The 19,146-nt window shown below is 63.9% G+C and carries 28 protein-coding genes; all 28 read right to left on the bottom strand.

Annotated elements, in window-relative coordinates:
- Nucleotides 1–86 precede the first annotated feature (86 nt).
- The 28 genes from HG800_RS18195 to HG800_RS18060 all read right to left on the bottom strand — a co-directional run bounded on the left by HG800_RS18195 (nt 87) and on the right by HG800_RS18060 (nt 18,872).
- Complete coding sequence (locus HG800_RS18195) at nt 87–1,085, bottom strand: DNA-directed RNA polymerase subunit alpha (protein WP_169978073.1); 999 nt, start codon at nt 1,083–1,085, stop codon at nt 87–89.
- A gap of 272 nt (nt 1,086–1,357) precedes the next feature.
- Nucleotides 1,358–1,987, bottom strand: coding sequence for a 30S ribosomal protein S4 (gene rpsD, locus HG800_RS18190; RefSeq protein WP_169978072.1), 630 nt, complete (start codon nt 1,985–1,987; stop codon nt 1,358–1,360).
- A gap of 145 nt (nt 1,988–2,132) precedes the next feature.
- Complete coding sequence (gene rpsK / locus HG800_RS18185) at nt 2,133–2,513, bottom strand: 30S ribosomal protein S11 (RefSeq protein WP_152052697.1); 381 nt, start codon at nt 2,511–2,513, stop codon at nt 2,133–2,135.
- Nucleotides 2,514–2,740: 227 nt separating this feature from the next.
- On the bottom strand, nt 2,741–3,124 hold the full coding sequence (gene rpsM, locus HG800_RS18180; RefSeq protein ID WP_169978071.1) for a 30S ribosomal protein S13: 384 nt from the start codon (nt 3,122–3,124) through the stop codon (nt 2,741–2,743).
- A gap of 68 nt (nt 3,125–3,192) precedes the next feature.
- Nucleotides 3,193–3,309 carry a 50S ribosomal protein L36 gene (gene rpmJ, locus HG800_RS18175; RefSeq protein ID WP_152052695.1) on the bottom strand — a complete coding sequence of 39 codons (117 nt, stop codon included), beginning with the start codon at nt 3,307–3,309 and terminating at the stop codon, nt 3,193–3,195.
- 214 nt (nt 3,310–3,523) lie between these two features.
- Complete coding sequence (locus tag HG800_RS18170; protein WP_169978070.1) at nt 3,524–3,766, bottom strand: type II toxin-antitoxin system HicB family antitoxin; 243 nt, start codon at nt 3,764–3,766, stop codon at nt 3,524–3,526.
- Between the two features lie 61 nt (nt 3,767–3,827).
- Nucleotides 3,828–4,637 (bottom strand): type I methionyl aminopeptidase, encoded by an 810-nt coding sequence (map, locus tag HG800_RS18165; protein WP_169978069.1) that lies wholly within the window; start codon nt 4,635–4,637, stop codon nt 3,828–3,830.
- 47 nt (nt 4,638–4,684) lie between these two features.
- Nucleotides 4,685–6,082 (bottom strand): preprotein translocase subunit SecY, encoded by a 1,398-nt coding sequence (gene secY / locus HG800_RS18160; protein WP_169978068.1) that lies wholly within the window; start codon nt 6,080–6,082, stop codon nt 4,685–4,687.
- 351 nt (nt 6,083–6,433) lie between these two features.
- Nucleotides 6,434–6,886 (bottom strand): 50S ribosomal protein L15, encoded by a 453-nt coding sequence (gene rplO / locus HG800_RS18155; RefSeq protein ID WP_169978067.1) that lies wholly within the window; start codon nt 6,884–6,886, stop codon nt 6,434–6,436.
- A gap of 11 nt (nt 6,887–6,897) precedes the next feature.
- Nucleotides 6,898–7,383: a 30S ribosomal protein S5 gene (rpsE, locus tag HG800_RS18150; protein ID WP_152052691.1), complete on the bottom strand. Its 486-nt coding sequence runs from the start codon at nt 7,381–7,383 to the stop codon at nt 6,898–6,900.
- 204 nt (nt 7,384–7,587) lie between these two features.
- Nucleotides 7,588–7,965 (bottom strand): 50S ribosomal protein L18, encoded by a 378-nt coding sequence (rplR, locus tag HG800_RS18145; protein ID WP_315852057.1) that lies wholly within the window; start codon nt 7,963–7,965, stop codon nt 7,588–7,590.
- 184 nt (nt 7,966–8,149) lie between these two features.
- Nucleotides 8,150–8,698, bottom strand: coding sequence for a 50S ribosomal protein L6 (rplF, locus tag HG800_RS18140; protein ID WP_169978066.1), 549 nt, complete (start codon nt 8,696–8,698; stop codon nt 8,150–8,152).
- 63 nt (nt 8,699–8,761) lie between these two features.
- On the bottom strand, nt 8,762–9,157 hold the full coding sequence (gene rpsH, locus HG800_RS18135) for a 30S ribosomal protein S8 (protein ID WP_169978065.1): 396 nt from the start codon (nt 9,155–9,157) through the stop codon (nt 8,762–8,764).
- Between the two features lie 163 nt (nt 9,158–9,320).
- Nucleotides 9,321–9,881, bottom strand: coding sequence for a 50S ribosomal protein L5 (gene rplE, locus HG800_RS18130; protein ID WP_169978064.1), 561 nt, complete (start codon nt 9,879–9,881; stop codon nt 9,321–9,323).
- 223 nt (nt 9,882–10,104) lie between these two features.
- Nucleotides 10,105–10,458: a 50S ribosomal protein L24 gene (rplX, locus tag HG800_RS18125; protein ID WP_169978063.1), complete on the bottom strand. Its 354-nt coding sequence runs from the start codon at nt 10,456–10,458 to the stop codon at nt 10,105–10,107.
- A gap of 130 nt (nt 10,459–10,588) precedes the next feature.
- Nucleotides 10,589–10,969, bottom strand: a complete 381-nt coding sequence (gene rplN, locus HG800_RS18120) for a 50S ribosomal protein L14 (RefSeq protein ID WP_152052686.1) — start codon at nt 10,967–10,969, stop codon at nt 10,589–10,591.
- A 184-nt stretch (nt 10,970–11,153) separates the two neighbouring features.
- Nucleotides 11,154–11,537 (bottom strand): 30S ribosomal protein S17, encoded by a 384-nt coding sequence (rpsQ, locus tag HG800_RS18115; protein WP_169978062.1) that lies wholly within the window; start codon nt 11,535–11,537, stop codon nt 11,154–11,156.
- An 82-nt stretch (nt 11,538–11,619) separates the two neighbouring features.
- Nucleotides 11,620–11,844, bottom strand: a complete 225-nt coding sequence (gene rpmC / locus HG800_RS18110; protein ID WP_169978061.1) for a 50S ribosomal protein L29 — start codon at nt 11,842–11,844, stop codon at nt 11,620–11,622.
- A 26-nt stretch (nt 11,845–11,870) separates the two neighbouring features.
- Nucleotides 11,871–12,293 (bottom strand): 50S ribosomal protein L16, encoded by a 423-nt coding sequence (gene rplP, locus HG800_RS18105; protein ID WP_169978060.1) that lies wholly within the window; start codon nt 12,291–12,293, stop codon nt 11,871–11,873.
- Nucleotides 12,232–12,936 carry a 30S ribosomal protein S3 gene (rpsC, locus tag HG800_RS18100; protein ID WP_169978059.1) on the bottom strand — a complete coding sequence of 235 codons (705 nt, stop codon included), beginning with the start codon at nt 12,934–12,936 and terminating at the stop codon, nt 12,232–12,234. Before rpsC ends, rplP begins: the two co-directional genes overlap by 62 nt.
- 53 nt (nt 12,937–12,989) lie before the next feature.
- Complete coding sequence (gene rplV / locus HG800_RS18095) at nt 12,990–13,397, bottom strand: 50S ribosomal protein L22 (protein WP_169978058.1); 408 nt, start codon at nt 13,395–13,397, stop codon at nt 12,990–12,992.
- 127 nt (nt 13,398–13,524) lie between these two features.
- A complete protein-coding gene (gene rpsS / locus HG800_RS18090) occupies nt 13,525–13,800 on the bottom strand; it encodes a 30S ribosomal protein S19 (protein WP_169978057.1) in 276 nt (91 codons plus the stop codon).
- A gap of 123 nt (nt 13,801–13,923) precedes the next feature.
- Nucleotides 13,924–14,784 (bottom strand): 50S ribosomal protein L2, encoded by an 861-nt coding sequence (rplB, locus tag HG800_RS18085; RefSeq protein ID WP_169978056.1) that lies wholly within the window; start codon nt 14,782–14,784, stop codon nt 13,924–13,926.
- Between the two features lie 105 nt (nt 14,785–14,889).
- Nucleotides 14,890–15,216 carry a 50S ribosomal protein L23 gene (gene rplW / locus HG800_RS18080; protein WP_169978055.1) on the bottom strand — a complete coding sequence of 109 codons (327 nt, stop codon included), beginning with the start codon at nt 15,214–15,216 and terminating at the stop codon, nt 14,890–14,892.
- Between the two features lie 70 nt (nt 15,217–15,286).
- Nucleotides 15,287–16,039, bottom strand: a complete 753-nt coding sequence (gene rplD, locus HG800_RS18075; protein ID WP_169978054.1) for a 50S ribosomal protein L4 — start codon at nt 16,037–16,039, stop codon at nt 15,287–15,289.
- 368 nt (nt 16,040–16,407) lie between these two features.
- Nucleotides 16,408–17,040 (bottom strand): 50S ribosomal protein L3, encoded by a 633-nt coding sequence (rplC, locus tag HG800_RS18070; protein ID WP_169978053.1) that lies wholly within the window; start codon nt 17,038–17,040, stop codon nt 16,408–16,410.
- A 226-nt stretch (nt 17,041–17,266) separates the two neighbouring features.
- Nucleotides 17,267–17,590, bottom strand: coding sequence for a 30S ribosomal protein S10 (gene rpsJ, locus HG800_RS18065; protein WP_169978052.1), 324 nt, complete (start codon nt 17,588–17,590; stop codon nt 17,267–17,269).
- Nucleotides 17,591–17,849: 259 nt separating this feature from the next.
- A complete protein-coding gene (locus HG800_RS18060; RefSeq protein WP_169978051.1) occupies nt 17,850–18,872 on the bottom strand; it encodes a carbon-nitrogen hydrolase family protein in 1,023 nt (340 codons plus the stop codon).
- Nucleotides 18,873–19,146 lie beyond the last annotated feature (274 nt).

Raw genomic sequence — 19,146 nt, 5'->3', positions numbered from 1 at the left:
GAGTAGAGGCAAAGGGGGCAGAGCGTCGAATGCTTAGGATTCGGTTCTGCCGACTGCCTTCTGCCTATCGCCTACTCCAAAAAACATTAACGACGGGCGTCGGCCATTCCGAGGTCGAGGCCGATTTCCTGAAGTTTGATGCGGACTTCCTTGAGGGTCGTCTCGCCGAAGTTACGAACGCCGAGCAGTTGATCTTCGGATCGGCTGACGAGGTCGCGGACGGTGGTGATGCCTTCGCTTTCGAGGCAGTTGGTAGCCCGAACCGAGAGTTCGAGTTCGGCGAGGGACATGTTGAGCTTGCGCTCGGTTTCCATGTCGACGCCGCCGCTGTAGCTGCCGCTCTCGAAGCCGCCGGTGCCGTCGGAGGGCAGGCCGGGGCCGGGCTCGTAGTACTGGACGAAGGGGTTGAGGTGCTTGCGAAGGATCTTGGCGGCCTCGACCAGGGCCATTTCGGGCTTGAGGGTGCCGGTGGTCCAGATGCGGATCGAGAGTTGGTCGTAGTTGGTGCGCTGACCGACGCGGGTATCGTGCACGCGGTACTCGACGCGGGTCACGGGGCTGAAGATGGCGTCGATGGGGATGGCGCCGACTTCGAGGTCGTCGGTATGGCCTTCGGCGGCGGGGCGGTAGCCTCGGCCGTTCTCGACGGTCATCTGGATGTTCAGCGGGACGTCGTCGGTGAGGGTGCAGAGGATGTGGTCGGGGTTGAAGACGCCGACGGATTCATCGTGGAGGATGTCGGCGGCGGTCACGACGCCTCGGCGATCGCGTTCGATGCGGATCGTCCGGGGCTGATCGGAGTGGTTCTTGACCACCAGGCCTTTGAGGTTCAGGACCAGGTCGGTGATGTCCTCGACCATGCCGGGGATGGTGGAGAACTCGTGCTGGACACCCTGGATCTTAATCGTGGTGACGGCGCTGCCTTCGAGGCTCGACAGCAGGATGCGTCGGAGACTGTTGCCGACGGTATGGCCGAAACCGCGTTCGAACGGTTCGACGTGGAATTCGCCGAAGGTGTCCGTAAGGGTCTCGCGGTTGCAGGTGACCCGGCTGGGCAGTTCCAGGCCTCGCCAACGGATGCGCATGGCTGAATCAGGCTCCCAAATTCACCGCAGAGGACGCAGCGGGGTTCTCGGGGACAAAAAAACGGCGGCGGGGGGCGCCGCCGTGGGGAGATCCCCGGGGGTCTGCCTCGGCGTCCTCTGCGTTCTCCGCGGTGAATCCCCGTCCCGAATTCGGAATCGATTGCACGTGCAAGCAAGAGCGATCAAGTAAGCGAGAAACAAACGTTGCGGGACCCGACCGCCCCGAATCGGGGCCGATCGGGTCGAGATGCCTGGCGAGGCCTCGGCGTCGCTTAGCGGCTGAGGAGCTCGACGATCAGCTGAGGCGTGACCGGCAAGGAGACGTCCTGAATCGAGGGCATGCGGTTGACGCGGGCCTCGCCCGCTTCGGAGCCGGCGCGATCGAGCCAGTCGGGAACCGGGGGCAAGCCTTCCATGTTCAGGGCCGCGGTGACGAGGTTCTGCGATTCCTCGCGTTCCTTGACCTTGATGATGTCGCCGGGCTTGACCAGGTAGCTCGGGATGTCGGTCTTGCGGCCGTTGACCAGGATGTGGCCGTGGCGGACGAGCTGGCGGGCCGACGGGCGGCTGACCGCGAAGCCCAGCAGGGTGATGACATTATCGAGCCGACGTTCGAGCAGGGCCATCAAGACGTCGCCCGTGTTGCCGGGGCGTCGGCTGGCCATGTCGTAATAGCGGCGGAACTGGCGCTCGAAGACGCCGTAGTAGCGCTTGACCTTCTGCTTCTCTCGCAGGCGGATGGAGTACTCGCTCGGCTTTCCGCGGCGGTACTGCTGCTGGCCGGGCGGGCCATCGCGGCGCTCCACGGCGCACTTGGGCGAGTCGCAGCGGGTGCCCTTGAGGAACAGCTTGATCCCCTCGCGGCGGCAGAGCCGGCAGACAGGTCCGATGTGGCGTCCCATGATCCTCGATTCTCAAACCAAAATAAATGTACGAGCTGGGCTGATGCGTACCTGGGTCATCCGATGATGGATTCGGGGGGGATCGGGGATGGTTCGAAGGGGAACCGAGGCCGATCCGAACGGGACAACGCGACCGACCGACCGATCAGACCCGTCGTTTCTTGGGGGGTCGGCAGCCGTTGTGGGGCAGGGGGGTCACGTCTTCGATCGCCTTGATCGACAGGCCGGCGGCCTGAAGCGCGGTGATCGCACTTTCGCGGCCTGAACCAGGCCCCTTGACGCGAACCTCGACCTCCTTGACGCCGAACTTGGTGGCGGCCGAGGCCGAGACCTCGGCGGCCCGCTGGGCGGCAAACGGGGTGCTCTTGCGGCTCCCCTTGAAGCCGACCGTGCCGCTGGAGGCCCAGCAGAGGGTATCGCCGTTGGGGTCGGTGACCGTCACCAGTGTGTTGTTGAACGTCGCCTTGATGTGCACGACCGCGCGACTGACATTGCGACGCGTCTTCCGCTTCTTGGCCTTGGCCACCGCTGGGCTGCTCCGCTCTTGAAGGTCCGTTGAAAACGCTGATCGATTCCGACCGATCGCAAAAATGCTGGCGAGATCCGTTCCGTTGCGATGGAACGAACGCGCCCGGCCGAGGTGCCGGGCGAGAGGCCCCGAAGCGAAGGGCTCCGGAAACCCGAGTGAGCACGAGTCAGGCCGCGACGAGCCGATCCGAGGGGGTTCGACTCACCATCGCGGAGCAACTCAACTCAGCGCATGTCCTTGACGCCCTTCTTCCCGGCGACGGTCTTGCGAGGACCTTTGCGGGTGCGGGCATTGGTCTGGGTTCGCTGGCCGCGGACCGGCAGGCCGCGGCGGTGCCGGAAGCCTCGGTAGCAGTTGATGTCTCGCAGTCGAGCGATGTTTTGCTGCACGACCCGCTGCAACTGGCCTTCGACCGTGTACTCGTTGTCAAGCAGGGCGATGAGCTTGGCCAGCTCATCGTCGGTCAGGTCGCGGGCCCGCTTCTCGGGGTCGATCTCGGTGCGCTCGCAGAGCTGATCGGCCAGGAACGGGCCGATGCCGTAGAGGTACCGCAGCGAGATCCGGATCTTCTTGTCGTTGGGAATATCGACGCCCAGGATACGAGGCATCCGTCCTGTTCCTCCGGGAGGGCCGGGGCTCGGCTTTCATCGTGGTCAACACGATCGAAAAAGCCGGCTCAGCCTTGCCGCTGCTTGTGCTTGGGGTTGCTCTTGCAAATGACGTACACTTTGCCCCGGCGCCGCACGATGATGCAGCTCTCGCAAATACGCCTGACGCTTGATCGGACCTTCATCGCTCCAGTCCCGTCTTTTCTCAGAACAATCGCTTCGCAAACATGCCCCAAAGGGCATGATGGCGCGAGGGTATGCCGGCCGACCGGCGCGCGCCTGCAGACCGGGGGGAATTCGACTACTGTATCGAGACGAGTGTTCTCTTGCAAGTCCGTTGCGACCAAAACAATCGGAAATCTGGCCGATCGGAGGTCATGGGGTGTCCGTAGGGAATCATCATCCTGGTCGAAGGCCAACGAGGCCCTTGGAACTCATGAAGTGAAGGCTTAGCTCGGGAACGGATTCCCCATGTTCGAGGCGGTCCGCGAGCACTCGGAGCGCCAACACCTCGACCCGAGCAATCGCCTCAGAACGTGTCGGCCCGTAGGCCAGGACGCCGGGAAGTTCGGCAATCTCGGCGATCCAACGGCCATCCTCTTCCCGCTCGACCTCGATGCACAGCTGAGCGTTGGGAGGCATCGTGCTGACTTCACTTCGAGAGTGTCGAATCGGACCGGATGGAAGAGGGAACCGGTCGACGTCAGTCGAGCCCGTGGGGCAAGGTGAGGACTTTCGGGCCGTCGGGGGTCATGGCGACGGTGTGTTCGAAGTGGGCGGCGGAGAGGCCGTCCTTGGTGACGATGGTCCAGCCGTCGGAGAGGGCCTTGACGTGCTTGGTGCCGAGGGCGACCATCGGCTCGATGGCGAGGACGATGCCGGGTTCGAGCTTGAAGTCGTTGCGGCGGAGGGCCTTGCTGACGAAGTTCGGAACCTGGGGTTCCTCGTGCATGTCGCGGCCGATGCCGTGGCCGACGAACTTCTCGATGACGTGCATGTGCTGCGACCGGACGTAGCGTTCCATCAGGCCGGCGACCTCGGCCCAGGTCTCGCAGCGCTCCATGGCGCGGATGCTCAGGTCGAGGGTCTCCTTGGTCACCTGGAGGAGCTTCTGGTTTTCCTCGGAGATCGGGCCGATGGGCAGGGTGATGGCCGAGTCGCCGCACCAGCCGTTGATCCGGCAACCGGTGTCGATGGAGATGATGTCGCCCTCCTGGAGGGGGCGACGGGTGGGGATGCCGTGGACGACGGCGTCGTTGACGCTGGCGCAGATGACGGCGGGGAAGGGGCGGACCCCCTTGGTGGGGCTTGGGTAGTTGAGGAACAAGGGGGTGGCGTTGTGACGCTGGAAGATGGCGGCGACGGCCTCGTTCATCTCGGCGGTGGTGCCGCCGGGCACGGCCAGTTCTCGGACTCGGGCCAGAGCCTCGGCGACGACCTTGCCGGCCTCTCGCATCAGGCCGATCTCTCGGGGGCTCTTGAGCTTGATAGTCGATCGGCTGGGGCGGAGCATGGGGGAGAGCCCTCCGGGAGCGCGGACGTTGGCGATCGGCGAAGCGATCAGCGGCGGTTCATCAGGCCGGTGTAGTTCCGCATGATCAGGTGACTATCAATCTTCTGCACGAGGTCAAGGCAGACCGAGACGACGATCAGCAGGCCGGTACCGCCGAGGAAGGAGGTGATCACCGGCTCGACGCTGGTGCCGGCCTGAGCCAGAGCCCCCTGGACGATCGACGGGATGACCGCGACGAGGCTGAGGAAGGCGGCCCCGACGAATGTGATCCGCAGCATGACCTTTTCCAGGTACTCGGCCGTGCGACGCCCGGGTCGGTAGCCGGGGATGAAGCTGCCGTAGTCTTTCAGGTTATCGGCCATGTCCTTCGGGTTGAAGGTAATGGCGGTCCAGAAGTAGCAGAAGAAGTAAATCAGGCCGATGTAGAAGATGGTGTAGATATAGGCCTGGCTCTGGAAGGCATCGAGCCCGGCCTCGAAGAAGCGGGCGATGGCGACCTTCCAGCCGGCGACATCCTCCGCGACGAGCCAGCTGGCCGTGCTGGAGGCCAGCCCCTTGAAGATGAAGAAGGGGAACATCAGGAGGCTGGAGGCGAAGATGATCGGCATGACGCCGGCCTGATTGACCTTCAAGGGGAGGTACTGGCGGGTGCCGCCGTAGACCCGTCGGCCGCGGACGTGCTTGGCCGACTGGGTCGGGATGCGTCTTTGGCTTTCGGTGATCGCGATCACGCCGACGATCACCGCGATGAACAGGGCGAGTAACAGGCCGGTGACGATCAGCGAGTAAGGTTTCTCGGCGTCGCCGGTCAGGCGGGGAGTGAACCCGGAGGCGAGCAGGAAGATGGCATCGTCGGCGCTGGCGAGGATACCGGCCATGATGAGCAAGCTGATGCCGTTGCCGATGCCGTACTCGTCAATCTGCTCGCCGATCCACATCAGGAAGACCGTTCCGGTCGTCATGATGAGCACGCAAATAAACCCATAGGGGAAGAAGTCTTTATATTGAACCGGGATATAATCAAGTGTCTGCACAAAGCGGATCCACATCGCGCTTTGCACGAGGCAGATGGCGACGGTGGCGTATCGGGTGTATTCGTTGATCTTCTTGCGGCCGCTCTCGCCTTCTTTCATGAGGGCTTCGAGCTGGGGGACGACCGAGCCGAGCAACTGGAAGATAATCGAGGCGGAGATGTAGGGCATGATGCCGAGGCCGAAGATCGTGCTCATGCCGATCTGGGTGCCGCCGAACATGGCGGCCATGCCGAGGACCTTGCCGAAGGCCTGCTGGCGGATCTGCTCCTGCCAGTCGGCCAGGGCCGACTGATCGACGATCGGCAGGGGGATGTAGAAGCCGATCCGGTAGATGGCCAGGAACATGGCCGTCATGAGGATCTTGCGCTGCAGCTCGGGGACCTTGAAGAAGATCGTGATCAGCTTCTGCACGGCAGGACGGCTCCTATGCACGTCGGTCGGGGGGCGGGGTCTCGGCGGTTCCCCCAGGGGGACGTGTGCGGGGTCGGGCAGGCCTTGGCCTGCCGTCCGGGTCCAACGCGAACGGGTCGGCAGGCCGAGGCCCGCGAGACGAGGACGACGTTGGGTCGGGCGGTCGGTCGGGGAAACAACACACGCAAGAAGGTTGGCAAACGTGGCGATCCAGAGGCTCGGAGATCAAGGCGACCAAGGCCGCCGGTTGCTCGGATGATGCAGCCGGCGGGTCCTTCGGAGGCTAACGGACACCGACCGGGCCGGATCTCGTCGCGGCCCGGTCGGGTCGGTTTGATTTGGGTCGGGACGTTAATCGACGACTTCGACCGAGCCACCGGCGGCGGTGATCTTCTCGACGGCGGTCTTGCTGAACTTCTGGGCCTTGATGGTCAGGGCCTTGGTCAGGGTGCCGTCGCCGAGGATTTTCAGGCCGTCGTCGTGGCGCCCTTTGACGAGCCCTTTGGCCCGGAGGATGGCCTCATCGACGATCGCGCCGGACTCGAAGAAGGCCTCGATCAGCTCCAGGTTCAGGATGGCGAAATCCTTCTTGAACCGGCCGTTGGCGAAGCCTCGGATCGGCACGCGGCGGACCAGGGGCATCTGGCCGCCCTCGGAGAGGGGGCGAATTTTGAACCCCTGGCGGGAGGAGTGTCCCTTGTGCCCCTTGGTGCTCGTCTTGCCGTGCCCCGAGCCGGGGCCTCGACCGACGCGCTTGCGTTTTTTGTGCTTCTGGATGCCTTCGTGAACGTCGTGAATTTGCATGATGGCTTACCTCACAGCTCCACGCCCCGGAGTCGGGCCACTTCGTCCTTCGTGCGGAGCTGCTGCAGCCCGTCGATGGCGGCCTTGACCAGGTTCAGTTTGTTGGGAGAACCGATGCTCTTGGTCAAAATGTCGGTAATGCCGGCGGCCTGCACGACGGCCCGGACGGCTCCGCCGGCGATCACGCCGGTACCGGGGCTGGCCGGCAGCATGATCACCTTCGCGGCGCCGAAGCGGCCGATGACCGGGTGGGGAATGGTGCCGCGACGCATCTGAACGCGGGTCATGCGTTTGTGGGCGTCCTTGACCCCTTTTTCGACGGCCGGGGGCACTTCGTTGGCCTTGCCGTAGCCCCAGGAGACCTGGCCTCGGCCATTGCCGACGACGACCAGGGCGTTGAAGCTGAAACGGCGGCCCCCTTTGACCACGGCGGCGCAGCGGCGGATGGACACGACGCTTTCGCTCCACTCACCGCGATCTCGACTGTCGCTGGACACGGATGATCCTCCGGAAGGAAGTAGGCAGTAGGCAGTAGGCGGTAGGCAGTAGGGGGACGGATGGATCCGTTCAAGAACACTGGGTCCAGTCGATGCTCGGTGCGGGAAGCCGATCAGGATGGACCTCTTGGCGGAGGCACTGACCGATCCAGCTGACTGCCGACTGCCTACGACCTACTCGCTCCCGATCGTTGACGAATGAGATTAGAACTGCAAGCCGGCCTCTCGGGCGGCATCGGCCAGAGCCTGAATGCGCCCGTGATACTTGTAGCTTCGGCGGTCGAAGCAAACCTTGTCAATACCGGCAGCCTTGGCCCGTTCGGCCACGGTGCGGCCGACGACCGCCGCGGCGGCCTTGTTCCCGCCGTAGCTGACCTCTTGCCGGATCGCCGATTCGAGGGTGCCGGCCGAGACGAGGGTCTTGCCCTCGCCGTCGTTGATGATTTGCGCGTAGATATGCTTGGAGCTTCGGAAAATGGCCAGGCGGGGCCGTTCAGTCGAGCCGAACAGCTTCTTGCGGACGTGCCGCTGGCGGCGGAGCCGTTGCTGCTGGACATTCAGCCGGTGATTCTTACCCTTCACGGTCGATTTCCTCCTGGGCCCTCGGGGCGGCCGATGACGACCGGCCACCCGACCCTGGTGAGTTTTTAAGCGAGTTTCGAAGCGAGGCAGCCGAGCCGGACAAGAGGTCTCGGGAGCAACGGAGGGCCAAGCCCTGGAAGACCGCTCGCCCCGGGGGAACGCCTGCCTTGCTCAACGGTCGAGATTACTTGCCGAACGCCTTACCGGCCTTGCGGCGGACCTGTTCGCCTTCGTAGCGAATTCCCTTGCCCTTGTAGGGTTCGGGGGGCCGGACCCGGCGGACGCGGGCGGCAAACTCGCCCACAGCTTGCTTGTCGGCGCCGGTGATCTGGATGTGGGTCGCGTCGGGAACGGTCACAGTGACGCCTTCGGGGGCGGTCATCTGAATCTGGTTGGCGTAGCCGACGACGAGGTTGACGGTGTTCGGCCCCTTGAGCTGGGCCTGGTAGCCGACGCCGACGACCTCAAGGCGCTTGGAGTAGCCTTCGGTGACCCCCTTGATCATGTTGGCGATCAGGGTGCGGGTCAGGCCGTGAAGCGCCTTGACGGGGCGTTCGTCGTTGGGGCGTGAGACGAGGATTTGCTTGGCGTCGGTGTCGTACTTGACGTCCATCTCCTCGCGGAAGGTGAACGAGAGCTTCCCCTTGGGGCCTTCGACCTCGATGGTCGAGCCGGCCAGGTTGATTTTGACGTTGTCGGGGACGGGGACCGGTTGGCGGCCGATTCGAGACATGGTTTGAGGCTCCGGGACGGTGATCGCAGGGGGTGGTGAGGGCTCGGCGTGGGCTTGATCGGATCAATAGACCAGGGCCAGCACCTCGCCGCCGACCTTCTCGGCCCGGGCTCGACGGTCGCTCAGAATTCCCTTGGGCGTGCTGACGATGTGAACGCCCAGGCCGCCCTGGACCGGCTTCAGGTCGCGGTAGCCGCAGTAGACCCGACGTCCGGGCTTGCTGACGCGGTCGATCTTGGAGATGACCTTCTCGCCGTTCGGGCCGTACTTGAGGTTCAAGCGAAGGGTCCGGGCCGGAACGGTGTCGATCTCTTCGTAGTCCCAGATGTAGCCTTCGTCCTTCAGGGCGGCGGCGATGCCGCGCTTCTCGTTGGAGTGGGGCATGTCGACGTGGGAACGCTCGATCCGCACGGCGTTGCGGATGCGGGTGAGCATGTCGGCGATCGGGTCGGTCATCATGGCGGGGGCAATCCTCAACACCGCCTCGGGTAACTCGTCCGGTCCTGCAAGGAATACTGTGGTGCAAGGAGGTCCGGCAAGTCGGCGAGGCGGGGGTCCTGGAAAACGCAAACAAACGGAAACAGAACGGGGAAAAAGAGCCAGCACGAGGCCGGTCGATCAATCAGCCGGCCCGCTGCTGGCCGGGCTTGCGGAAGGGCATGCCGAAGGCTCGGAGCAGTTCGCGGGCCTGATCGTCGTTGCGGGTCGTGGTGACAATGGTGATGTCCATGCCGAGTGTGTGGGAGATCTTGTCGGCCTCGATCTCGGGGAAGACCACCTGTTCGGTCAGGCCGAGGGTGTAGTTGCCGTTGCCGTCGAAGCTGTTCGGATTGACGCCGCGAAAGTCACGGATGCGGGGCAGGACGAGGTTGATCAGGCGATCGAAGAACTCGTACATCCGGGGGCCGCGGAGCGTGACCTTGCAACCGATTTCGTTGCCTTCTCGGAGGCGGAAGCCGGCGATCGACTGCTTGGCCTTGGTCACGACCGGCTTCTGACCGGCGATCCGGCCCATGGTGTCGACGGCGACGTCCAGGATGGCTTTATCCTGGGTCGCGCGACCGACGCCCATGTTCAGCACGATCTTTTCGAGCTTCGGGATCGCCATCACATTGGTGATGCCGAACTTCTCGGCCATCGCCGAGGCAATGGTGTTCTGGTATTCGTCGAACAGGCGAGCCATCGGGGCGATCCTCTGACCGTCGGCGCGGGATCGGGTCGGTCGGTTCCCGTATGCCGGCGGGGGATAATGGGGAAGTATCGAAATTCAACGAGATGTCAACTCAGCATGAACCTGGCCGATCGTTCGCAAGCGGCCAGGCTGGTGCGGGATGAGCCAGCGAGCGACGATCGGGGCGTCGCGTCGCCGAGGCGAACCGGACCCCATCGGCGGGCTAGCGATCAGATCAGGCCTTGGTCTTGGCCCGCGAGGGCTTCGGGGGGCCAAGGGTTCCGAGGCCGCCGGAGCATCGCTTGCAGTAGCGTTCTTTCTGGCCGTTGTCGAGGATCCGGTAGCCGACGCGGCTGGCGGCGTTGCACGAGGGGCAGTAGGGCAGGACGTTCGAGGCGTCGATCGGCATCTCCTTGGAGAGCCGGCCCCCCTGGGGATTGCGCTGGCTGGGCTTAACGTGCTTGTAGACGAGGTTGACCCCTTCGACGATGATCTTCCCCTTTTCAGGGAGGACGCGGAGCACCTTGGCTCGGGTACCCTTGTCGTCGCCGGTCACGACCACGACTTCGTCATCTCTACGAACCTTCATGAGTCGCTTCTCCGGCCCATCTGGGCCGTGTCTCGGAACTGATCAATGACCGGGAGGTGGTGGTCAAGTCAAGCAGGAAACATCGCAAACGGGCGAACAGACCAACCGGACGGCGACGCCTCGGCGTGGATCAGACGACCTCGGAGGCGAGGCTGACGATCTTCATGAACTGCTTGTCGCGCAGTTCGCGGGCGATGGCGCCGAAGATTCGGGTGCCGCGGGGCTCGTTGTCCTTGTTGATCAGGACGCACGCGTTGCGGTCGAATCGGACGTAGGAGCCGTCGGGTCGTCGGGTCTTGAATCGGGTGCGGACGACGACGCATCGGACGACGTCGCCGGCCTTCACGTCACCGCCGGGGGTCGCTTTCTTGACGCTGCCGATGAAGACATCGGCCAGGCCGGCGGTGCGTCGTTTGTAGCGCGACGCGGAGCCGCCGAGGACCTTGAAGCACATGACTTCCTTGGCCCCGGAGTTATCGGCCACATCGAGCCGGGTTTGCATCTGGATCATCGGTCGAGAACCCCAGTCACGGTCGCGGCCGCGGTCCCCAGCGAACGCCGGCGGCCCACGAGTCTCCGAACGATCGGGTTAGCGGGAACGGTCACGCAAGAAATCAACACGGGAGGAGCAGAAACGGGGCCGGGCGGGCGATCTGGCCATCGGCCCGGCAAGGAATCGAAAGGTCGGCCGAGGGTCAGGCGTCGGCCTGGTCCGGGGCCGGTTCGGCATTGGCCTGGGCGTCGAGGGCGGCCTTGCGGGCGTCGGCCTCTTCGTGGGCGGGGGCTTTACGGACAATCCGGAGCAATCGCCAGCGCTTGGACTTCGAGAGCGGCCGAGTCTCGACGATTTCGACGAGGTCGCCCACGCGGGTCTCGTTCTGCTCGTCGTGGACGTAGCAGATGGTGCGCTGTTTCTGGTACTTGCCGTACTTCGGATGCGGGACGAGGCGAGAGACCTCGACGCGCCGGGTCTTGTCCATCTTGTCGGAGGTGACCGTCCCGATCTCGACCTTGCGCCGACCGCGGGGCCGCGGAGAGGGCGGGGTCTGGGTCGGGGAAGTCGTCGTCGGATCGCTCATCGGCTGGATTTCATTTCCATAAAAAAGGGGGGACGGAAGTCAGGGCACTTGCGAACGAAGAAAACCGAAAAAAAAGGTCCGCTCAGGAGGAGGCGGTTTGGGCGTCGGCCTTCAGCTCTCGGAGGCGGAGGATGGTCTTGATCCGTGCGATGTCGCGCTTGGCCTTGAGCAGCTCGCTCGGGGCTTCGAGCCGTTCGGTCGAGCTCTGGACGCGGAGCCGGAAGATTTGCTCCTGCGTTTCCTTGAGCATCAAGGTCAACTGCTCGTCGTCTTTTTCGTGCAGTTCGGCGGCTTTGGTCTTGGGCATGGTTCGTGGGTCCTGGAGGCGTTGGCTCAGAGCGTCGGCCGGCGGGAGACGAACCGGCAGTTCACGGGCAGTTTGTAGGCCACGCGGGCGAAGGCGGCGCGGGCCCGAGATTCGGAGATGCCGGCGACCTCGAACAGGACGGTGCCAGGTTTGACGATCGCGGCCCAGTAATCAACTTCACCCTTGCCCTTACCCATACGGGTTTCGGCCGGGATCGAGGTAATGCTCTTGTGCGGGAAGATGCGGATGTAGAGCTTACCGCCGCTGCCTCGGACGGCCCGGGAGAGGACCATACGGCTGGCCTCGATCACCTCGGCGCTGACGCGGCCGGGATCGAGGGTTTGCAGGCCGTACTCCCCGAAGGCGACGTAGTTGCCTCGGGTCGCATTACCTTTTACGCGACCTTTTTGGCTTTTTCGATACTTGACCCGCTTGGGCATCATGGCCATCGGTGCCAGCCTCCATCTTCAGATAGTCGCCCTGGTGGACCCATACCTTGACGCCGATGTGCCCCTGGGGCGTGCGGGCTTCGGCGAATCCGTAATCGACTTTGGCCCGCAAGGTCGACAGCGGGATCGAGCCGGCGGCGGCCTTCTCGGTCCGGGACATCTCGGCCCCGCCGAGGCGGCCCGAGAGGCGGACCTTGACCCCCTTGGCGCCGGCGTCCATCGTGTTGTCCAGCGTCCGCTTCATGGTGCGGCGGAAGCTGGCCCGCTTGCCCAGTTGCTCGGCGATGTCTTCGGCGACGAGCTGGGCGTCGATCTCGGGGCGGTTGACCTCGACGATCTTGATTTCAATGCGGCGGCCGGTGAGGTTTTGCAGCTCTTCCTGGAGCTTCTCGACCTCGGCCCCCTTGCGACCGATGATCACGCCGGGGCGGGCGGTGTGCAGCAAGACGACGACGGCGTCTCGGGTGCGCTCGATCTCGATCTTGGGGATGCCGGCGTAGCTGTACTTCTTCTTGATGTATTTGCGGACCTTGAAGTCCTCGACGAGGAGGTCCTTGAACTCGGCTTTACCGGCGTACCAGCGACTGCGCCAGTCTTCCATGACGCCGATGCGGTAGCCGGTCGGATGAATCTTCTGTCCCATGAGAAAGGTCCGGTCCTACGAAAAGGGGCCAGGGAAGAGGGTGGGGTCCGGAGTCACTCGGCGGCGTCTTCGACCGGCTGGCGGGCGGCCTCGGGCCCGGCAAGGGCGGTTTCGAGGTCGGCCAGGCCGATGGTGATGTGGCAGCTCCGGCGGCGGATCAAGTGGGCCATGCCTCGGGCTCGGGGCATGAGACGCTTGAACATCGCGGCGCCGTCGCCTCGAGCATCGGCGACGATCAGGTCGCCGGGGTTGCGGACCCCCTGGTCCTCGGCGTTGGCCATGGCGCTTTTAAGCACCTTCTCGGTGTACCGGGCCCCTCGGTGGGGCAGGTACTTGAGGATCTGCAGCGCCTCGTCGGCGTACTTGCCGCGGATCAGGTCGAGGATCTTGCGGATCTTCAGGACCGACATCCGGGCGAACCGGTGGGAGGCCTTGTAAGGGTAGGGGCTCTGAGTCTTCATCGTCGATCGATTCCCGTAGGGCCGGGGGGCCGGCCATCAACTGGTGTGAGTGGCGGCCGGGGGTACCGGCCCTACGCTGCTCCAGGCCGCGAGGCGATGGCTCGCGGTCTCAAGGGGTGGAGGAAACTTAACGCTTGCCCTTCGCCTTGCCGCCGTGGCCCCGGAAGGTACGGGTCGGGGAGAACTCGCCGAGCTTGTGCCCGACCATGTCCTCGGTGATATAAACCTTGGTGAAGACCTTGCCGTTGTGCACCTCAAAGTTCTTGCCGATGAACTCGGGCACGATGGTGCAGGCACGCGACCAGGTCCGGATCGGTGCTCGGGCGCCGCTGGTTTCGGCCTTCTCGACCTTTTCCAGCAGTCGCTCGTCGACATAGGGGCCTTTTTTGAGCGAACGTCCCATGACCTTTTTCTCTCGTCAGTAAGCAGGAGGCGGTAGGCAGCAGGCAGGAAAGAAAGAAACCGGAACAAGACAGGAGGCCGCAGTCCGGTTCCGGGCTGCCGAACGCCTCCTGCCGACTGCCAACTAGATCTTCAACTGACCGTAACGAACACTCTTGCGGCGGCGAATGATGGCCGAGTTCGACGGCTTGCGGCGCTTGCGGGTCTTGCCGCCCTTGGCCGGCAGACCGGTGGGCGAGCACGGGTGACGACCGCCGGAGGTGCGGCCTTCGCCACCGCCCATCGGGTGGTCGATCGGGTTCATGGCCGTGCCCCGAACATGAGGACGACGACCGAGCCATCGCTTGCGGCCGGCCTTGCCGAGCGAGATGTTCATGTGATCGGAATTGCCGACCGGACCGATGGTCGCCCGGCACATGACCGGCACGCGGCGGACCTCTCCGGAGGGGAGGGTCAACTGGGCCCAGGTCGATTCTCGGGCGGTGAGGGTGGCGCTGGTGCCGGCCGACCGGCACATCTTGGCCCCGCCTCCGGGCTGCATTTCGATGTTATGGATGACCATGCCGGTCGGAATCTTGGCCAAGGGCAGGCAGTTGCCGACCTTCGGCTCGGCGTCCGGCCCGGTGACGACGGTCATGCCGGCGGTCAATCCTTCGGGAGCGATGATGTAGCGCTTCGTGCCGTCCTCGAACTGGATCAAGGCGATGCGGGCCGATCGGTTCGGGTCGTACTCGATGTGAGTCACTTCCGCCGGCTGGCCGTCGCGGTCGTTGCGCTTCCAGTCGATGATCCGGTAGAGCCGCTTGTGGCCGCCGCCACGGTGACGGACGGTGATCTTGCCCTGGTTGTTCCGGCCGCCGGTCTTCTTCAGCGGTTCGGTCAGGCGCTTCTCGGGCTTCTTCTTCTTGTCGGTCAGCTCGGAGAAGTCGCTGACCGAGGCGTTGCGGCGCCCGGGGCTGGTCGGCTTGTAAACGCGAATGCCCATGACTGTCTCGTTTCTTTCCCTTCAAGCCGCCGACGGCGGGGAAACCGATTCCGTGATGCTGCGCGATGACCGATAAACCGTTGCCGAGAAGATCAGATGCAAAAATCAGAAGAAGTCGATCCGATAATCATCCTTCAGCTTGACGACGGCCTTCTTCCAGTTCTTGGTCCGGCCGAGCTTCAGGCGATACCGACGGGTCACCGACTTGCGGTTCTGCGTGCGGACGTCCTCGACCTGAACGTTGAAGAGAGTTTCGACAGCCTCCTTGATCTCGGTCTTGGTGGCCATCTGGTGCACTTCGAACGTGTAGGCGTTGTGACGCTCGGCAACCTGGGTGGCCTTCTCGGTGATCAAGGGCCGCAGGATGACCTGATAGGGCTCCAGCTTCGGGCCGGGCCGCTCGTACTGGGGGGGGCGGCGAAGGGTGACCATTGTCCTGCGAGACCTCGGGGGCGTTCGGCGATTCAGTTCACGAAATGTTCAAGAGAGCGATCAATGCTCATCAGCCGGCCGCAGAGGCGGCGACGAGTTCCGGTTCGGGACGGCGACGAATCTTCTCCTTGGCCCGTTCCTTGAGCGAGGCAAGGGCCTCGGGCGTCAGCACCAGATAGCGCTGGCGGAGAACGTCGTAGGTATTGAACTCGGCCACCGGCGCGACCTTGACGCCGGGGAGGTTCCGGGCTCCTCGGTAGAGCAAGGGGTCGTACTCGGCGGTGCCGATGAGGATCTTGCGGCCGTCGAGGGTCCGACGCAGGGCGTCTCGCTTCGACTCGCCGTCGACCGGCTGCGCCTCGGCCGGGAGGTCGGGGCGTCGGATCGACCGAAGGATGCGGGCGACCTCCTTGGTCTTCGGGGTCGCACCCAGATCGAGGCCCGAGAGGACGAGGACCTGACCGTCCTGGAACTTCGAGAGGACGGCCATGCGGATCGCCAAGCGGACAGCCTTCTTGGGCAGGCGGTAGGAGTAGTCTCGGTTCCGACGGGCAAAGGCTGAGCCGCCGCCGACGCGCTTGTTGGTGCGCTTCGAGCCCATCCGGGCGTTGCCGGTGCCCTTCTGGCGGTACATTTTCTTGGTCGAGCCGGCGACGTCGGAGCGGCCCCGGGTGTTGACGGTGCCGACCCGGCGATTGGCCAGGTGCATCAGGACGACATCGTGCAAGAGCTGCTTGTTGATCTTGCCGCCGAAGTCGGCCGGATCGATGGACTCTTCGCCCACCTGCTCGCCGGACGTGTTGTAGATGGGGATAGTCAGCATCGTCGTTGATCCAATGCAAGGCGGTCCGGTTCGCCGGCCGACCGGCCCGAGACGCGACCGGGTCACGACGGTCCGGTGGTCGGGGCGAGTCGAATCCGAGCGGGAAGGCCCCGGGCCTCGAAGTTCGATCCGAAAACGAAACGAAAAGTCAAACCAAGGAAACGCATGACCGGGAACGTGGGCTTCAATGCCGTGGCAAACACAAAGGAGCCCGAAGCATTCCCGGGTCGGAGAGTCGAGGGTGCCACGAAGGCCCGGCAGGCAAACCGCCGAGCCGAGACGGGCGAGGCGTCGGTTTGGGGGAGGGCCGTGGGTGGTCCACACTCCCCGGAACCCCGACAGCAAGAGGTCAGGTCAGAGCATGGCGATCAGACCGCATTGGTCTGGCGAACGATCACAAAACCGCCATTGTGGCCAGGTACGGCGCCCCGGACCAGCAGCAGATTGTTCTCGGAGTCGACCCGCACGACCTTCAGGTTCCGCACGGTGGTGCGGGTGTTGCCATACTGGCCGGGCTTCTTGACCCCCTTGAAGACGCGGGACGGGTCGGCTGAAGGACCGGAGGAGCCAGGGTGCCGGTGCATCCGCTGCACACCGTGCGTGGCTCGGAGGCCGCGGAAGCCGTGCCGCTTCATGACACCCGAGTACCCACGCCCTTTGCTCGTCCCGATGACGTCAACGCTGGGGATCTCGGTGAACAGATCGACGTTCAGGGTGGTTCCTTCGGTCACGTCGACCGGGGCCTCTTGCCGGATCTCGCGGATGAACCGCTTGGGCTCGGCGTCGACCTTGCGGGCATGGCCACGCTCGGCCTGGGAGGCATTCTTGCGCTTCTTGTCGGCAAAACCAAGCTGAAGGGCGTGGTAGCCGTCGCGTTCGGCGGTGCGCACTTGCAACACCGTGCAAGGGCCGCATTCGATGACGGTCACGGGAACGACCGTGCCATCCTCTTGAAAGATCTGGGTCATCCCGACCTTGCGACCCAGCAACCCGACATTCATCTCTGGTCTTGCTCCGTCTCGAATTCAGTGGATCAATAAGCCCACTCGCGGCACCGCCAGGCCCCCCTCGGCCCACGGCCCGGTCAACACGCGAACGGGCACGAGTTGCCTTCGGGCAACCCGTGCCCCCGTGGTGCCGGCGGTTTCGACCAGGGAAGAGTCGAAGCAGGGCCGAAGAGCCCCGACCTCGTCCTCGGTCGAAACATTGCCGCGAATGCGACCCGGCTCAGGCCCCGGAGGGCCCGGCCTTGATCTTGATATCAACACCCGCCGGCAAGCTGAGCTTGTTCAGGGCGTCGATCGTTTTGTTGGTCGGTTGCACGATGTCGATCAGCCGCTTGTGCGTGCGAATCTCGAACTGTTCACGCGACTTCTTGTCGATGTGCGGACTGCGCAAGACGGTGTATCGTTCGATACGCGTCGGCAGCGGGATCGGTCCGTGGACGATCGCCTCGGTCCGCTTGGCGGTTTCGACGATGTCCTTGGCCGACTGATCCAGGATGGTGTGATCGTACGCTTCCATCCGGATCCGGATACGTTCGTTGCTCATGCCCGCCACGGGTCGTTATCCTTCACGCGCTACGAATCGCCGACGCTCGCTCGTCCGGCTGATCGGATCTGTTTGTGCAACTCAACCACGGGGAAAGTCAGATGGTATCGTCCTCAACGCGGCTCGTCAATCAGGTTGCGCCGAATTTTACGGATCGACGACGGATTTCCGCGATCCTGCGGGCGGGATGAGGTGTCTGGGTGAGATTCGGTCAAGCTTTGGCCCGGGTGCAGGCCTCAGAACTCGGGCGGGGGCTCGATCACTCGCCGGTTCGGATCCGGGTGAAGGCCCGTTTGCCGTGGATCGGCTGGTAGATGGCGTTGAAGTCCATAGCGTAGTTGAAGTCGTCGATCTCAAGCTGACGCTGCCCCTTGATGTCGATGTTGTGAATGACCAAGAGTTCCTCGTTGAACCGCGACGACTGGATCAGCTTCAGCCCCGAGGGTGCCCAGAGTCCCGATCCTCCCCAGAACTTCGCCTTGCTCACGCCGTGGACGCCGACGGCGTTGCAGGCGATCATCCAGATCTGGTGAATGCCGGCCTTAGCGGCGAGGACCATGTCCCAGAGGTCGCCGTAATAAGTGTCGGTGCCGACGTTCATCAAGGGGTAGTCGCGGCGGGCATACGACCGCCACGAGGCGACCTCGATGATCGCGTCGACCTGATCCAGGACCGCGTATTCCTGGGTCAACTGCGAGAACATGATGTCGTAACAGGTCGTGAAGCCGAACAGCCCCCAGGGGGTTTGCAGGTCGAGCCGGTCTTGCTCCCCCGTGCGGGTGTACTTCCGCTCGATCGGGGGCAGGAAGACCTTATCATAGCGGTTACTGCCGCCGAACCAGTCGCTCGCGCGATCAATGACAAAGGTCGAGTTCAGCAGACCACCCTTCGACCCGTGGCGGAAGCCGTTGAGGATCACGGCCACGAAGGTCTCGTCAAACAGCGGACGAATGACCTGTTCGACCCAGTCAACGTGATTTTCCATGCTTGACTGTTCGATGTAAGGTCGGCAGGTTCGCTCGTCGTCCCAAACATAGCCGGAGAGGGAGAACTCGGGGAAGATGGCGACGTTCACCCCCCGTTCCTTGAAGATGGCGCAGGCTCGGGCGATCTTGTCCTTGTTTGCCTCGATGCCGGGCACGACGGCGGCGATATTGGCCAGGCCGATCGAGAGAAACTGATCGCACTCCGAGAATTTCCGCTCGATGACGAGAAATTCCTCGACGAGTTCCGAGGGCTGGATCAGGGTCGGGCCGCCGGGGGGGAGTTCGGAAGGCTCCATGACGAATCTCTCGGAACGATGAAGAAGATCGAGGGAATCGTTGCGAAGGGAATCTGCCGGAACTTGAGATCCGGAAGGGGGATTCCGTTGAATCGCTCAATGAGGAATTGGCGTCTGGAGTCCCGGCAGACGGGCCTGTCGAACGGGTCCGACGAATCCTGACCGTCTGCAGATCGAAGCAGGAGGATCAAGACGTCCCCGACCTGGCAACGCCCCGAAAGCCGTGGCGCTCGGGGTTCGAGCGGGGAGACGACCAGGAGAGATCGGCTGGCCA

The organism is Tautonia rosea (assembly GCF_012958305.1).
Taxonomy (GTDB): Bacteria; Planctomycetota; Planctomycetia; order Isosphaerales; family Isosphaeraceae; genus Tautonia; species Tautonia rosea.
The sequence above is the reverse complement of the archived record's forward strand: the minus strand, read 5'-3'. Positions and strand labels throughout refer to the sequence as shown.